At 49.1% G+C, this 13,482-nt stretch carries 17 protein-coding genes; 14 read left to right on the top strand and 3 right to left on the bottom strand.

Annotated features, from left to right (window positions below):
- Positions 1-3: 3 nt before the first annotated feature.
- Both Pmgp_RS01675 and Pmgp_RS01670 read right to left on the bottom strand, forming a co-directional pair.
- Positions 4-321 carry an HNH endonuclease signature motif containing protein gene (locus Pmgp_RS01675; protein ID WP_134212228.1) on the bottom strand — a complete coding sequence of 106 codons (318 nt, stop codon included), beginning with the start codon at positions 319-321 and terminating at the stop codon, positions 4-6.
- 406 nt (positions 322-727) lie between these two features.
- Entirely contained in the window at positions 728-979 is a 252-nt protein-coding gene (locus Pmgp_RS01670) for a DUF3243 domain-containing protein (RefSeq protein WP_134212227.1), read from the bottom strand.
- Positions 980-1,199: 220 nt separating this feature from the next.
- Here Pmgp_RS01670 and tsaD point away from each other — a divergent pair, with 220 nt between their 5' ends.
- The 8 genes from tsaD to larC all read left to right on the top strand — a co-directional run bounded on the left by tsaD (position 1,200) and on the right by larC (position 9,090).
- Positions 1,200-2,249 carry a tRNA (adenosine(37)-N6)-threonylcarbamoyltransferase complex transferase subunit TsaD gene (tsaD, locus tag Pmgp_RS01665; RefSeq protein WP_134212226.1) on the top strand — a complete coding sequence of 350 codons (1,050 nt, stop codon included), beginning with the start codon at positions 1,200-1,202 and terminating at the stop codon, positions 2,247-2,249.
- 112 nt (positions 2,250-2,361) lie between these two features.
- Entirely contained in the window at positions 2,362-3,735 is a 1,374-nt protein-coding gene (locus Pmgp_RS01660) for a radical SAM protein (protein WP_192902725.1), read from the top strand.
- A 142-nt stretch (positions 3,736-3,877) separates the two neighbouring features.
- Positions 3,878-4,309, top strand: a complete 432-nt coding sequence (locus tag Pmgp_RS01655; protein WP_134212224.1) for an ACT domain-containing protein — start codon at positions 3,878-3,880, stop codon at positions 4,307-4,309.
- Between the two features lie 162 nt (positions 4,310-4,471).
- Positions 4,472-5,044 carry a 5-formyltetrahydrofolate cyclo-ligase gene (locus Pmgp_RS01650; protein ID WP_134212223.1) on the top strand — a complete coding sequence of 191 codons (573 nt, stop codon included), beginning with the start codon at positions 4,472-4,474 and terminating at the stop codon, positions 5,042-5,044.
- A 400-nt stretch (positions 5,045-5,444) separates the two neighbouring features.
- Complete coding sequence (locus Pmgp_RS01645) at positions 5,445-6,161, top strand: SfiI family type II restriction endonuclease (protein WP_134212222.1); 717 nt, start codon at positions 5,445-5,447, stop codon at positions 6,159-6,161.
- Complete coding sequence (locus Pmgp_RS01640) at positions 6,149-7,159, top strand: DNA-methyltransferase (protein WP_134212221.1); 1,011 nt, start codon at positions 6,149-6,151, stop codon at positions 7,157-7,159. Before Pmgp_RS01645 ends, Pmgp_RS01640 begins: the two co-directional genes overlap by 13 nt.
- Positions 7,160-7,534: 375 nt before the next feature.
- Positions 7,535-8,299 carry a nickel pincer cofactor biosynthesis protein LarB gene (gene larB, locus Pmgp_RS01635; RefSeq protein ID WP_134212286.1) on the top strand — a complete coding sequence of 255 codons (765 nt, stop codon included), beginning with the start codon at positions 7,535-7,537 and terminating at the stop codon, positions 8,297-8,299.
- Positions 8,296-9,090, top strand: a complete 795-nt coding sequence (gene larC / locus Pmgp_RS01630; protein ID WP_134212220.1) for a nickel pincer cofactor biosynthesis protein LarC — start codon at positions 8,296-8,298, stop codon at positions 9,088-9,090. The genes larB and larC overlap by 4 nt, the downstream gene beginning before the upstream one ends.
- Before the next feature lie 9 nt (positions 9,091-9,099).
- Here the strand turns inward: larC and larC2 are convergent, their stop codons facing one another.
- Positions 9,100-9,588, bottom strand: coding sequence for a nickel pincer cofactor biosynthesis protein LarC2 (larC2, locus tag Pmgp_RS01625; protein WP_345789116.1), 489 nt, complete (start codon positions 9,586-9,588; stop codon positions 9,100-9,102).
- Between the two features lie 102 nt (positions 9,589-9,690).
- On the opposite strand from larC2, the gene Pmgp_RS20490 reads away from it, so the two are divergent.
- The 6 genes from Pmgp_RS20490 to Pmgp_RS01595 all read left to right on the top strand — a co-directional run bounded on the left by Pmgp_RS20490 (position 9,691) and on the right by Pmgp_RS01595 (position 13,381).
- Entirely contained in the window at positions 9,691-9,816 is a 126-nt protein-coding gene (locus Pmgp_RS20490; protein ID WP_282432857.1) for a hypothetical protein, read from the top strand.
- 276 nt (positions 9,817-10,092) lie between these two features.
- On the top strand, positions 10,093-10,332 hold the full coding sequence (locus tag Pmgp_RS01615) for a MoaD/ThiS family protein (protein ID WP_134212218.1): 240 nt from the start codon (positions 10,093-10,095) through the stop codon (positions 10,330-10,332).
- 299 nt (positions 10,333-10,631) lie between these two features.
- Positions 10,632-11,006, top strand: a complete 375-nt coding sequence (locus tag Pmgp_RS01610; RefSeq protein ID WP_134212217.1) for a winged helix-turn-helix domain-containing protein — start codon at positions 10,632-10,634, stop codon at positions 11,004-11,006.
- A gap of 104 nt (positions 11,007-11,110) precedes the next feature.
- Complete coding sequence (locus Pmgp_RS01605; protein WP_134212216.1) at positions 11,111-11,803, top strand: ABC transporter permease; 693 nt, start codon at positions 11,111-11,113, stop codon at positions 11,801-11,803.
- A 55-nt stretch (positions 11,804-11,858) separates the two neighbouring features.
- The gene (moaA, locus tag Pmgp_RS01600) at positions 11,859-12,839 is read left to right on the top strand and encodes a GTP 3',8-cyclase MoaA (protein WP_134212215.1); all 981 of its coding nucleotides are present in this window, start codon (positions 11,859-11,861) and stop codon (positions 12,837-12,839) included.
- A 107-nt stretch (positions 12,840-12,946) separates the two neighbouring features.
- Positions 12,947-13,381: an MOSC domain-containing protein gene (locus Pmgp_RS01595; RefSeq protein ID WP_134212214.1), complete on the top strand. Its 435-nt coding sequence runs from the start codon at positions 12,947-12,949 to the stop codon at positions 13,379-13,381.
- Positions 13,382-13,482: the final 101 nt, after the last annotated feature.

The raw sequence follows: 13,482 nt of genomic DNA, 5'->3' as shown, positions 1-13,482 counted from the left end.
GTGTTATTTGCTGGATTTATAAGAACACGTCCAGTCCGGCCAGTTGTCGCCCTTGCCCCGGTTGTTGCGCCAGTGCAGCGGCTGAAGGTTCTTTAAGTCATCTGTTCCGCCCTTGGCCACCGGCTTCTCATGGTCTATTTCCCAACCGTATTCAGAGTTGACGTTGCCGTAATCCGCAAATTTAATCCACGCGCCGCAACGGTCTTTCCTGATCTCGTTTTGGTCGTGTTTGGGGATGATGGTGGCCTTGCTCCATACATACAATACAATCAACTGGTCAAAAGGCTCGTTCAGAAGCGTGCGATTTACTTGATGCGCCATAGCTTCTCCTTTCCGAGGCAAGGCGTCCACCAGCCGCAATCATCAAATATTGAGTGCTGTTCGCGGTATCTCGTGTTTGTACAAAACATGAGCTGATTTCAGCGGCAAGTCCGGGAATGGCCGGTTCCCGGGCTTGCTTTTTTCGCCTCTATTTTGTTGCCTTGGCCCTTTCTAGAAAAGGGCAAAAACAATTCCAGGGTAAATTATACCAAAAAATAAATTCTATTGTCTATCGTTTTTTCTGTGTTAAGCATTAACATATTATCATTGCTGTTATTTTTGCATGGTGGAAAGTAAGTTGCTAGAAAAGTAAAACCCCTTTCAGAATTAAGAGGTTTTACAAATTACCAAAAGTATGAAGTATGTTTCAGGTTTGTTATTTACTGTTTTCCGTATGGCTTTACCTTTATTTTTTACTGGCCAGTTTGGTCATCAGGTTGGTGAGCACCTGTCTTTCTTCGGTGTCGGCCACTTCCCAGAGCTCTTTGACCGCCTTTTGTTCCGGGTTGGCGGGTGGGACGCTGCTGGCCAGTATATCGCCCAACTGGTAGGCCATTGAATTAAGATGCTCCTTGGTAATCCCCATTTCTTCAGCGTATTCCACAGCCTGGCCCAGGGTTCTCTTCCAGCTGTCCCAGCTGATATTGAGCGTGTTCATTATGCATGACACCCCTCTTCATTATTTTAAAATAGTTTTCCCCACGAACACCTTTCTATACTTTTTTTGGATCACCCGAGTAATCTGGCGTGTATAGTTTTTTGCATCAGCCGCTTTGCTCAGTAGTGCCGGAGTAATAATCGAACGTTTTTGTGTTATAATACAGAAAAATAAAGTGGAATAATTTATATAATAAAGAATTTAGGCGGTGCTGGCTTTAGTGAGTGTTGTGATCCTGGCTCTGGAGACTTCCTGTGACGAAACCTCGGCGGCGGTGGTGGCCGATGGTTCGCAAATACTATCGAATATAATATCTTCTCAGGTTGATGTGCACCGCAAATTTGGCGGTGTGGTGCCGGAGGTGGCTTCCCGCAAGCACCTGGAACTGCTGAACCGGGTGGTGGAGGAGGCGCTGGCGGCAGCCGGGCTGGGGTTTAAAGATCTGGACGCGGTGGCGGTAACCTATGGCCCCGGGCTGGTTGGGGCGCTGCTGGTAGGAGTCGCCGCGGCCAAGGCTTTTGCTTACGGGCTGGACCTGCCCCTGCTGGGGGTAAACCACCTGGAAGGCCATATTTACGCCAATTTTCTGGCAGAGCCAGGACTGGCCTTCCCCCTGCTCTGCCTGGTGGTTTCCGGCGGGCACACCGACCTGGTGCTGGTAGAGAAGCACGGCCGTTACCGGGTGGTGGGCAGGACCAGGGACGACGCCGCGGGTGAGGCGTTTGACAAGGTGGCCCGGACTTTAGGCCTCGGCTACCCCGGCGGGCCGCTGATCGACCGGCTGGCCGCGGGCGGGGATGCGTCGGCGATCAGCCTGCCCAGGGCCTATCTGGAAAAAGGCAGCCTGGATTTCAGTTTCAGCGGGCTGAAGTCAGCTGTAATAAATTATTTGCACCGTGCCGCACAGCGGGGTGAGGAAGTGAACAAAGCCGACCTGGCGGCCGGTTTCCAGCAAGCGGTTTCAGATGTCCTGACCGAAAAAACCCTGGCCGCCGCGAAAGAAACCGGGGTTTCCACCATCCTGCTCGCCGGCGGGGTAGCCTCCAATTCCGGACTGCGGGCCGCCCTGACAGAGTCAGCCGGGCAGGAATCGATCCGGGTGGTCATTCCCGCGCCGGTCCTTTGTACCGATAACGCGGCCATGATCGCCTGCGCCGCATACTATAAATACCTGCGGGGCGCATTCGCCCCCTTGACTCTTAATGCAGTGCCGGATTTAAAACTGGGTGAGGAAAGATATGAAGGTAATTTTAAGAAAATCAGCGACTAATGTCCCGGGTAATATATGACTTGTGTCCCGGAAACAGGAGTTCTGTGGATGATTATTTCTGTGGATAATGTGTATAAGTCTGTTAATAACTTGCGGAATAAGGGATTTCTCTGTGGGTGAAATTTCCGGGAAGAAAAATCTCTCATATACTGAAGTATTTTCCTTAAACGGGGCGGCGGAAGCGAACATACTGCCGGTTACTTCCATCTGTAATATAAGCTGCGTGTTCTGTTCACACAAACAGAATCCGCCGGGTGTTCTTTCATACCGCATTGCTGCCTGTACCCCGGATGAGGTCAGGCAGGTAGTGTCTTTTTTGGACCCGGCGAGGCCGGTGATAATAGGCGAGTCGGCAACAAGAATTATCGAAGGTGAGCCTTTAACCAATCCCTTTATCAGGGAGGTTTTATCTGCGGTCCGTGCCGCCCTGCCCCATACAGCCGTCCAGATTACCACCAACGGCATACTGCTGGATGAAAGTATGACAGACTTCTTATGCCGCCTTGGCCGTGTGACTGTCAACCTGTCACTGAACAGCGCAGTGGAGAAAAGCAGGTACACCCTGATGGGGGACGCCTGCCCTGGCCGCGCGTTGCGAAACACACGCCTGCTGAAAAGTTACGGGCTGCCTTTTAACGGCAGCATTGTGGCTATGCCCCACCTGGTGGGGTGGTCTGACCTGGAAGAGACTATCGGGTACCTTGAGCAGTGCGGAGCTGAGACAATTCGCCTGCTCCTACCGGGGTTTACCCGTTTAGCGGCGCCCGCACTCCGTTTCAAGCCGGCCCTGCGGGAAGAGCTTAATGATTTTGCAGCAGGTCTGCGGCACAGGGCCGGTGTCCCGCTTACCTGTGAACCCCCCCTGGTTTATGACCTGAAGCCGGTGGTTGGAGGTGTGATTAAAGGGACCCCCGCGGCAGCGGCAGGAATTCGCCGCGGAGATGTTATTCATTCGGTAAACAATGTTCCGGCCCGGACCAGGGTTCAGGCTTTTAGACAGGTATTCAAGGCCGCTTCACCGGAAATCATTGTCGCGAGAGAGGAAGGGTTGGTTCCCCTTCAGGTCAAAAAAGAGCCGCTGGAAAGGTCCGGGCTGGTGATGGATTACGACCTGGACCCGGTATTGGTTACTGACATGGCGCTGGCCCTAAGACGAAACGGAGCCAAGCGGGCGCTGGCGCTTGCTTCTGAACTGGGCAGTGCGGTCATAAATAGCGGATTGATGCAATTTTTAGAGGGAGAAGCGGAAATAGAAGTCTTGACTGTGAAAAGCCGTTTCTTTGGTGGTTCAATTGGAGCAGCCGGCTTGCTTACGGTGGCTGATTTCGAAACAGCCCTGACAGAATATCTTAGAGACAAGCCGGGACGTCTCCCGCCTGTGGCGCTGCTGCCGGAACCGGCCTTTGACCGCAGGGGCAGGGACCTGACCGGGCGTTCCTATGTTGATCTGGAGCAGAAGTTCGGGATCAGATTTGAATTGCTGTGAGCCATTTATTAGTTAATTTTCAAAGCAGAATTTGCAGGGAACCGGCACGGCGCTGTTGAATATTATCTTTAACTGTGGGAACGCAGGCGTCTGGCCAAACTGGCCGGGATGTGCGAATCTACCTTACAGGGGGGGCGTAAATATGAAGGTTAAGCAGATTTCTGTTTTCTTGGAAAACAAGTCTGGCCGCCTGGCCCAGGTGACCAGGACGCTCGGAGAAAACGGCATCAACATCCGGGCGCTGTCAATCGCCGACACAACTGATTTTGGCATATTAAGGCTGATTGTAAACGATCCGGAGAAAGCGTACCAAATCTTAAAGAATTCAGGGTTTACGGTAAGCGCAACCGATGTAATCGCGGTGGAAGTGGCCGACAAACCGGGGGGGCTGGCTGAAGTCCTTCAGTTGTTGGACCGGGCGGGCATGAACATTGAGTACCTCTACGCTTTTCTGCAGAAATCAGCCGGCGCCGCCCTTGTTGTTTTCAGGGTGGAGCGGCTTGACGAGGCGGTCAAAGTCCTGCAGGAAAGCGGCACCCGCATTCTAAGCGGCAATGAGGTTTACAAGTTATAAGTAATAAAATGATTTTCAGGCGATATGTTTTATTATGGGTGACCGCTTACATGGAAAAGCGGTCATTCATATTATGGAAACAAAAGTAAAAATATTTGAGCCCTGCAGTCATCTCCAGAGTGTTAAAATGAAAATGATGGTTGATAAGATGGGGGTATTTACTTGCCGAAAAGCCGGTTGAGGAAACAGATTTTGCAGATGAGAAACGGCTTAACACCCGCGCAGGTGGCCGAAAAAAGCCGAAGAATCGCCGCCAGGCTGCTGGATTTGGAAGAATACCGGCGCTCTCGCAGCATGATGATCTACCTGGATTTTCGCAATGAGGCGCGTACCGATGAAATAGTTGTTAAGAGCCTGGCAGCCGGCAAAAAAGTAGCAGTACCCGTTACCGATACTGCCGCAAACCAGCTGATACCGTCGCTCCTTCTAAATTACCCCGGCGACCTGCAGCCAGGCGCGTGGGGTATTCCGGAGCCCGGGCCACAGGCCTTGCGGCCGCTGAACCCGGAGACGCTCGACCTGGTCATAGTGCCGGGGGTGGCTTTTGACACCGCCGGAAACCGGCTGGGCTTTGGCCGGGGGTTTTATGACCGGTTTTTGCCCCTTACCGGACCGGGAACAGTATTCGCTGCCCTGGCCTATGAATTTCAGGTGCTGTCTGACGTTTACCCGGGGCCGCATGATATACCTGTGCATGCCATACTGACAGAAGACCGGTTAATAAGGATAAAATAAACTCAATTGACTGATTCGCTCCATTGAGGAACAATAATTGCTTGTATTAAATATAGAGAATATTGACAAAGCACATGTTCTCTCAGGCTTGATTAAGGTAGATTGCAGAAGGGATTGGTCTATAATCTAAGGACTTGGAGTTTGTCTGTGTAGAGGCTCTGAGATTAAATTCATATTTGTGGCAGGAATTGTACTAAATGTATGGAATTATCCTTTCGAGTAAAAGTAAAGACGGCGAATATATACTTATATGTTAAACAGGAAAAAGAATGATTTACAGAAATAGAAGCATTAAACCAGCACAGAATGACTAAGAGCCAACAAAGCAATCAACACGAAGGTCAGCACTACAGCTTATTTCGATCGCTGGGCGTAAGAGTAGAAAGGTAGGAGAAATAAGATGAACGAAAAAGACCCTGTGGATTTATCATTGGACGAGATAGAGGAAATTGAAAAACTCACATTAAGATGGGTATTTCAGGCTGTTTACGATTTTGGAATGGAAGCGCACGAGATTTTTCTAAAATCACCTGATAGTGTAAAGGACATTGCAGAAGATATAACAAGGGAATTGCTTGATAGATTATCTGGGTTTAATGTTCAGCAACGAGTGTATGGTACCGTTGACTATAAGAAGGCCAGATATGTTATATTGCCGGAACGAACGGTTCGACAGGCTCTGTTTATAGATTCAAAGGCTGAAAAAGAAAACCGGTCTGCAACTATTCAAATGTCTCAAACTTCAATGTGGATAAGACAAAGAAGATCGGGTAATGAAATCAACGAAAAAGGTTTGCTTCCTGAAATATCAGAATATGGAGGGAAGAACTACCTTACAACAACCTGTCTTATACACTTCATGTACGATGATGATAATAATGTACACCACTTAAAGGAAGTTACCATTGCTGCAATACCAAATGGCCGCCTGCAAGATACATACAATCCAACATTTGATGATGGAATATGGTTGGTTGGGAGAAATGCACCATCACGAGGCGAAGATTTTAGGGTAAGGGTGAGCTTTAGTAAATTAAAAGAAAAATCTGCTTGGCGTATTCAGACGCTAACATACGAGGAAAATATTAAGGAGTGTAAAGGATTATGGCAGTCATAGAGTTTTCAAAGACACTTTCTCCTAATAATATTTATCATGGAGATGCCAGGTTTCTTTTGAAAAAAATTGCTCGAGAATCAATTGCGCTGAGTGTATGGTCCCCACCATATTATGTGGGAAAAGAATATGAAAAATATTTAACCTTTAGGGGATGGGAAAATTTATTAAAAGAGGTTATTAAACATCATTTTCCGATTATTAAACCTGGAGGCTTTTTAGTAATTAATATAGCAGATATTCTATGTTTTAAGGATGAAACAATGCCAAAAATTATGGCAGAAAACGTTTCACGGAGAAAAATCACGCTTTCAAAAGAAGAAATTGTAGAAGTCATGAAAAAACATCCTGAATGGAACCGGTACAAGCTTGCTGAATATTTCAAGTGCAGCGAGCAAACAATTGACAGGAGGTTGAACGGTAATAATGTTAGAGGAGGCAAGTATCAGTCTCAGACAAGAGTGTATTTAGTTGGTGGACTGATTGAGCAAGCTGCAACCGGTGCAGGATTCTATTTATATGACCGCCGTATTTGGGTGAAAGACGCTGCTTGGGAAAACTCCAGGTGGCACACAATATCTTACCGCTCTGTTGATGAATTCGAATATCTATATATCTTTTGGAAACCAGGAATCACGAAGGTTGACAGAGCACGGCTTACAAAACAAGAGTGGGTTAATTGGGGTTCTAGGGGGGTGTGGGAAATTGCATCTGTTCGTAGTAACTCCGACCATGATTCAAAGTTTCCTGTTGAATTGCCAAGAAGAATAATAAAGTTATTTACTGATCCTGATGATATTGTGCTTGATTGTTTTATTGGTAGCGGAACTACTGCCGTAGCAGCGATCAGTGAGGGAAGGAAAGTGATTGGAATTGACAAGGAAATAAAGTCAGTTGAAATCGCAAGAAACGCCATAGCCTCAATAAATGCATATACAAAAGAGCCTGAGCAATTAGAGTTAATGCTCCGGGAATTAGAAGCTTCATACAATGCACAATAAAAATGTGTTAATAGACAACTACTGACAGGCATAAAGCAACTCCGTACTGCGAAATACCAAAGAGCGCATTCTTCATGTTCTTACAAACACAGCAGATTGTGTAAAAAAAGAGGCCCTTGCCCCCGTGTTTGCGGGGGCAAGGTTTTATGTGGGGTTAGTCTGGGGTTTTTAATAGTTATGGACCCGATCCAGTTCTTCTCCGGTGATGTCGAATGTGGTTTTGTGGGGTTCCAGCATGTTCCATAAATGAACATGCGGGGGCTGTGCGAATGCTTTGTCCCGGTCTGCCGGTTGAAGGATGATTTTTATTTTGCCGGTGTGGTTTTTGGCCTTATAATATAGGTTAGAAGTCAAGTCAGAAGGGATTTGCCGCTGGTGCAAAGAAATGAGCTGCGCAAGCTGCTGGAAAATGTGAAGGAACATAAAATTGATGTGGCGGAAGCGCTGGACAGGCTTAAGAACTTACCATATGAAGACCTGGGCTTTGCGGTTATAGACCACCACCGCGCTTTGCGCAAAGGCTTTCCGGAAGTTGTTTTCTGCCAGGGCAAAACTGCGGAACAGGTTGCCGGTATCTTTAAAAAGCTGGGCGGCGGGGACAGGGTGATCCTGGGTACAAGAGCTTCAGATGAAGCTTTTCTGAAAGTAAGGGAAATCTACCCGGAGGCTATTTACAATGAACTGGCCCGGACTATCGTCATTGGCGGGGGCAAACAGCCGGCTCAAAAGGGGAGAATCCTTGTGGTCAGCGCCGGGACAGCCGACCTGCCGGTGGCTGAGGAGGCCGCCGTTACAGCAGAGGTGATGGGCAACGAGGTGCGGAGAGTTTACGATGTGGGTGTCGCGGGTATTCACCGGCTTCTGGATAAGCTGGATGAGATGCGCTGGGCTCATGTCATTATTGTGGTGGCAGGTATGGAGGGGGCCCTGGCCAGTGTTGTGGGCGGGCTGGCCGAACAGCCTGTTATCGCCGTGCCGACCAGTGTCGGTTACGGAGCCAGCTTCAACGGGCTGGCCGCGCTGCTCTCCATGCTTAACAGTTGCGCTTCAGGAGTCAGCGTGGTAAATATCGACAACGGTTTTGGCGCCGCTGCCATGGCCAACGCCATAACCCGTATGATGGAGGGGGCGCGTGAGTGAGAATAGCTTATTTTGATTGTTTTTCAGGTATAAGCGGTGATATGTGCCTGGGCGCACTGGTCAGCGCCGGAGTTGACTTTGCTTTGTTAAAGGAGCAGTTGGCGCTGCTGCCGGTTGACGGCTATGAAATTTATTGGAAAAGAGAAAAAAGAAACGGTATTTCCTGCGCCAATGTCTTTGTTGACCTGCTGGAAACAAATCAGCCCGAGCGGCGCCTGGACGACATCTTAAAGATTATAGACAACAGCGGGCTGCCGGCGGAAGTAAAAGAGAAAAGCAAGGCTGTTTTTCACCGCCTGGCAGAGGCTGAGGCTGCCGTCCATGATACAGCGCCGGACCAGGTCCACTTCCATGAGGTTGGGGCGGTTGACGCTATAGTGGATGTGGTGGGCACAGTACTGGGCCTGAGCCGGCTTGGGGTGGACAAGGTTTACGCTTCACCCCTGCCCATGGGCAAAGGTTTTATCAGGTGTATGCACGGCGTAATCCCATCACCGGCGCCCGCCACACTGGAAGTGCTGCGGCAGGCTCCTGTTTACGGCGCTGGTATCGAAGGGGAATTGGTGACTCCCACCGGGGCCGCCCTTGTTTCTGTGCTGGCGGATGGTTTCATTGACCTGCCGGCCCTGACTGTTGAAAAAGTAGGCTACGGCGCCGGTAAAAAGGTTATGGAGCACCCCAACCTGTTAAGGCTGATCGTGGGTGAGCGTTATCCAGGCCGCGGTTCCGCCCGGGAGAATGTTCACCAACACCATCATAACCATAACCAAGGTCCAGAAGATATAGAGTAAACTCCCTTGTTATTTCTTCAGCTTTTCAAAGGCCAGCAGGGCGGCTGTGTAAACTTTTTTCAGGGGAATACCGGATTTTTCAGAAAGACTCCTGCATTCTTCGTATTCCGGGGCAATTTGCAGAATTTCTTTTTTGTCTTCACCGGCGAAGCCGGTTTTCACTGTAACTTCCCCCCAGGGGGTATTTACCGGCTCAAAACTTCTGTAAAGGACCCTTCTTTTCTCTTCCCTGATCCGTACGCCTAAAGTTGAGGTTTCCCTGAAGACGGTTTCAAGTAACGTTTCCAGCTTTTCCGCATGACAAATTACACACAAAAGGTTGGCCGGCCTGTTCTTTTTCATATACGCGGGTATGACATAGGCGTCCAGCGCGCCGTCCTTCATGAGTTTATCGAATAAATAGGAGTAGATTTCCGGGTTCATGTCGTCTATAGTAGTTTCAAGGACGGTTACTTTTTCCTCTTGACCAGTCACGGTTGTTCTCCTTTCATTCGGCACGGAATTTGCGACTATATTGTAACACAACCCCTTCCCTTATTAGTAGAAGTATAGAGGAAGTAAGTTTTGCCGGCAAACAGTAAAAAGATTAGGAGGGAGAAGATGGGCGACATTGAAGTGAGAGGTTTTGGCGAGTTAAAAAAGCTTTTTGATGAGAGAAAGTGGTCTTTCCCGCTTATACTTAGTTTAGAAGAGGAAATCAGCGCAGTTGATCCGGCGGTAAATTAGACCTGCCCCCTGAAAGGATTGAAATAGTATTTGTTAACGGGAAGGCTATGCCTGTAGACTGTCTGATCAAGCCGGGTGACCGGGTAGCGTTTGTGCCGCCCGGCACTCCGGGGCCTTACCGTGTATTGCTGGGTTTTAAAAAAATGGGTAAACAATAACAGGTCATGCTTGCCATCTATGATAATGGCAAGAAAATTGCTGAGACTAAATTTCATACTGTTCATGAGGGCTTCAATTATTTTAAATCTTCATTCATCTTACAGGAGGTGAGACTTTTTGAAGGTCGAAGTAAGGGTTTTTTCAGGTCTGGAGAGTTATATCCCGGGAACAACTTTTGGACAAATCATCCCGGTGCCTATAACAGAGGGGTTAACGGGCAGGGAGTTGTTAACAAAACTCAACATTCCTGAGGACAAGGTGCACACGTTTTTAGTTAATGGTATTCATAAGGATTTTGCAGTGATCCTTAATGATGGTGACCGTGTGTCTCTTTTCCCTGCTGTGGCCGGGGGATAAATCCAGAGTTATTTACATTTAGTGTCAAATTAGACATGTTTTTTAATATATTATGAAAATTAGCTGCTTTAATATTTAACTTCCAGGGAGAATGCACCGGATTTGGTTAACCTTTTCGAACAACAGGCGCAGGGTTTAGTGTATAATAAGAAATAATAACAAGTTCTGCTGCGCAAACTTGACATTATCCGCAACAGCATGTATTTTTTTTCAATGGGAGGTTACACTCCCGCAATAAGGTCCCTGGTTAGTATCTGCTTCAGATTAACCCAGATCAGTATCCTTGAGGGGGTAATCGCATGGGCACGGTGCGCGGTACGTCATACGACACCGGTGCTGCGGCGCTTAGCGCTAAACACAAGCTTTGGCTGGAAAAAAACGGGGCTATTTTTGGTGAAGGCCTGTTTAATATCTTAATTAAAGTTAAAGACACAGGGTCAATTTCACAGGCGGCCAGGGAAATGTCCATGTCCTACCGGGCGGCCTGGGGCAAAATCAAGGTGGCGGAAAAGCATTGGGGAGTGCCGCTCCTTGTGACGCAGGTTGGCGGTGAGATGGGCGGCGGAGCCAAGCTGACCCCCGGCGCTGAAGAGCTCTTGCGCAGGTACCGGGAGTTTCAGCGCGAAGTCGATAGTTTTATTCAAAACTCTTTTGAACAGATATTTCAGGGCTGACAGGCCCTAAAATTAGCGGCGGGTTATATTATTTCAAGCATAAGGGAGACAAGCCTTAGACAGTTTTTATCTCATGCTAAGAGTCCATAAAAAAGGTGATGTCTATGGAAGTTTACTGGCAGGGGCTGCTGGAAGCGTTACGCCTGCTGTTTAGTGGAGACCGGGATGTGTTTGAGGTTATCTTCCGTACCCTTCACGTATCAGGAACAGCCACACTGATTGGCCTGTTGCTCGGCATGCCCCTGGGCACTTTTTTAGCTCTTGCCTCTTTCCCCGGGCGCAAGCTGGTGGTAAGTATCATTAATTTCGGTATGGGCCTGCCGCCGGTAGTGGTGGGATTATGGGTCTGGCTGACCCTAAGCCGCTACGGCCCCCTGGGTTTCCTGAGCCTGCTGTACACGCCTACAGCGATGATAGTGGCCCAGATCATCATTGCGGCGCCGATTATCACTGGTTTTACTATCGCCGCCATTCAGTCCCTGAACCCCAAGATCAGGCTCCAGATCCTGGCCCTGGGCGCTTCGCGCCTGCAGTTGCTGTGGCTGCTTTTGAGGGAAGCCAGGCTTGGCCTGTTGGCGGCGGTTATCGCCGGTTTTGGCGGGGCGATATCTGAAGTTGGCGCCTCCATGATGGTGGGCGGCAACTTGAAAGGATACACGGCGGTACTTACAACCGCCACTGTTTTGGAAGTGAATAAGGGAAGATGGGAAACAGCTACCGCTCTTAGTATTATCCTGCTGCTGCTGGCCTTTGGCATTACCGCCGTTCTGACTACGGCCCAGCAGCGCGGCCGGTAGAAGACATATAATTAATTTTTTTGGTTGACTAACTTATAAATCAGAAGGTGAAAATATGCTTGATACTTACAGGCGGGACATAGAATACCTGCGTGTTTCGGTTACCGACAAGTGCAATTTGCGCTGTATTTACTGCATGCCGCCGGAGGGAGTTAAGTCTGCTTCCCATGAGGAGATCCTGCGCCTGGAGGAGATCGAAACCATCATCAAGGCCGCGGCGCTAATCGGGATTAAAAAAATACGCCTGACCGGGGGCGAACCGTTGGTGCGCAAGGGATTGGATGATTTGGTGCGGCGCATTTCAACTATTCCCGGCATCGATGATATTACCCTCACCACCAACGGCCTGCTGCTGCCTGCCCGCGCCAAAGCTCTTAAAGAAGCGGGTGTCAAAAGGGTCAATATCAGCCTGGATACTCTAAAGGATGAGCGCTACCGGGATTTAACGCGCGGCGGTGAACTGGCCCAGGCCTGGCAGGGAATCCAGTCAGCTTTGGAGGCCGGGCTTCATCCGGTTAAATTAAATACTGTGGTGATCCGTGATTTCAACGATGATGAGGTTGTGGACATGGCCCGCCTTACTCTGGAAAATCCACTGCACATACGCTTTATTGAGCTGATGCCCATAGGTTCCTCCCTGACCTGGTCCAAGGGGCGCTTTGTCCCGGCCGGGGAGATAATGGACAGGCTAAAAAGGAAAATCGGCCAATTGCTGCCGGCCACAATGACTTCCGGCGGCGGCCCGGCCAAATATTACCGCTTTAAGGACGCTGCCGGAACTGTTGGCTTTATCAACTCCATGAGCGAACATTTCTGCGAGAAATGCAACCGCCTGCGCCTGACCGCCAGCGGAGGACTGAGGCCTTGCCTTTACGACGAGCGGGAAGTGGATTTGAGGACCCCGCTGCGTGAGGGAGCGCGGATCAGGGAAGTTGCTGAATTAATTCTTGACGCGGTTTATATGAAACCGGACCGGCACCATATGCTGGACGGCTGGAGGGATAAGCGCAGGAGCATGTCCCAAATTGGCGGGTAGGTTTTGTGCTGTGGTTATCAAGCTTTAAAAAGTTAAAAAATATAAGTGCCGGGATCACTCTTTTTTCTTAAAATAAATTTTGTTATATAAAAGGAGATGTAACCTGTATGGGTATAATAAAGGCTGTATGTACCAGCCCGGAAAAAGGGATGCGTAAAAAGGACAAAGGAGAAGGGATACTGGTTAAGGAACACGGCCTGCAGGATGATGCTCACAGCGGGCCATGGCACCGCCAAGTCAGCCTTTTGGCGCTGGAGAGCATTGAAAAAATGCGGGCGATGGGCCTGGATGTCGGCCCCGGTGACTTTGCCGAGAACCTTACCACGGAAGGCATAAACCTGGTTGAACTGCCAATAGGCACACGCCTGAAGATAGGCAGCGAGGCAGTCGGCGAGGTTACCCAGATCGGCAAAGAATGCCACAACCGCTGTGCTATTTTCTACCAGGCCGGTGACTGCGTCATGCCCAGAGAGGGCATCTTCATCAGAGTACTGGAAGGCGGCCAGGTTAAAACCGGCGACACGATAGAAGTCATACAGTAGGCTTTTATATAATTATGCACAGCATTAGTATATTTATTAACTCTAATAGGATCGTCAGACGGATCTAGAGTATAAGTGTTGTTATGGGATAACAGTTCATA

It is taken from the genome of Pelotomaculum propionicicum (genome assembly GCF_004369225.1).
In the GTDB taxonomy this organism is placed as follows: Bacteria; Bacillota; Desulfotomaculia; order Desulfotomaculales; family Pelotomaculaceae; genus Pelotomaculum_B; species Pelotomaculum_B propionicicum.
The sequence above is the reverse complement of the archived record's forward strand: the minus strand, read 5'-3'. Positions and strand labels throughout refer to the sequence as shown.

Excerpts from the sequence above, each read along its gene's own strand:
- Pmgp_RS01675 (WP_134212228.1), bottom strand. The coding sequence starts at position 321 with ATGGCGCATCAAGTAAATCGCACGCTTCTGAACGAGCCTTTTGACCAG.
- Pmgp_RS01670 (WP_134212227.1), bottom strand. The coding sequence starts at position 979 with ATGAACACGCTCAATATCAGCTGGGACAGCTGGAAGAGAACCCTGGGC.
- Pmgp_RS01655 (WP_134212224.1), top strand. The coding sequence starts at position 3,878 with ATGAAGGTTAAGCAGATTTCTGTTTTCTTGGAAAACAAGTCTGGCCGC.
- Pmgp_RS01645 (WP_134212222.1), top strand. The coding sequence starts at position 5,445 with ATGAACGAAAAAGACCCTGTGGATTTATCATTGGACGAGATAGAGGAA.
- Pmgp_RS01640 (WP_134212221.1), top strand. The coding sequence starts at position 6,149 with ATGGCAGTCATAGAGTTTTCAAAGACACTTTCTCCTAATAATATTTAT.
- Pmgp_RS20490 (WP_282432857.1), top strand. The coding sequence starts at position 9,691 with ATGGGCGACATTGAAGTGAGAGGTTTTGGCGAGTTAAAAAAGCTTTTT.
- Pmgp_RS01610 (WP_134212217.1), top strand. The coding sequence starts at position 10,632 with ATGGGCACGGTGCGCGGTACGTCATACGACACCGGTGCTGCGGCGCTT.
- Pmgp_RS01605 (WP_134212216.1), top strand. The coding sequence starts at position 11,111 with ATGGAAGTTTACTGGCAGGGGCTGCTGGAAGCGTTACGCCTGCTGTTT.
- moaA (WP_134212215.1), top strand. The coding sequence starts at position 11,859 with ATGCTTGATACTTACAGGCGGGACATAGAATACCTGCGTGTTTCGGTT.
- Pmgp_RS01595 (WP_134212214.1), top strand. The coding sequence starts at position 12,947 with ATGGGTATAATAAAGGCTGTATGTACCAGCCCGGAAAAAGGGATGCGT.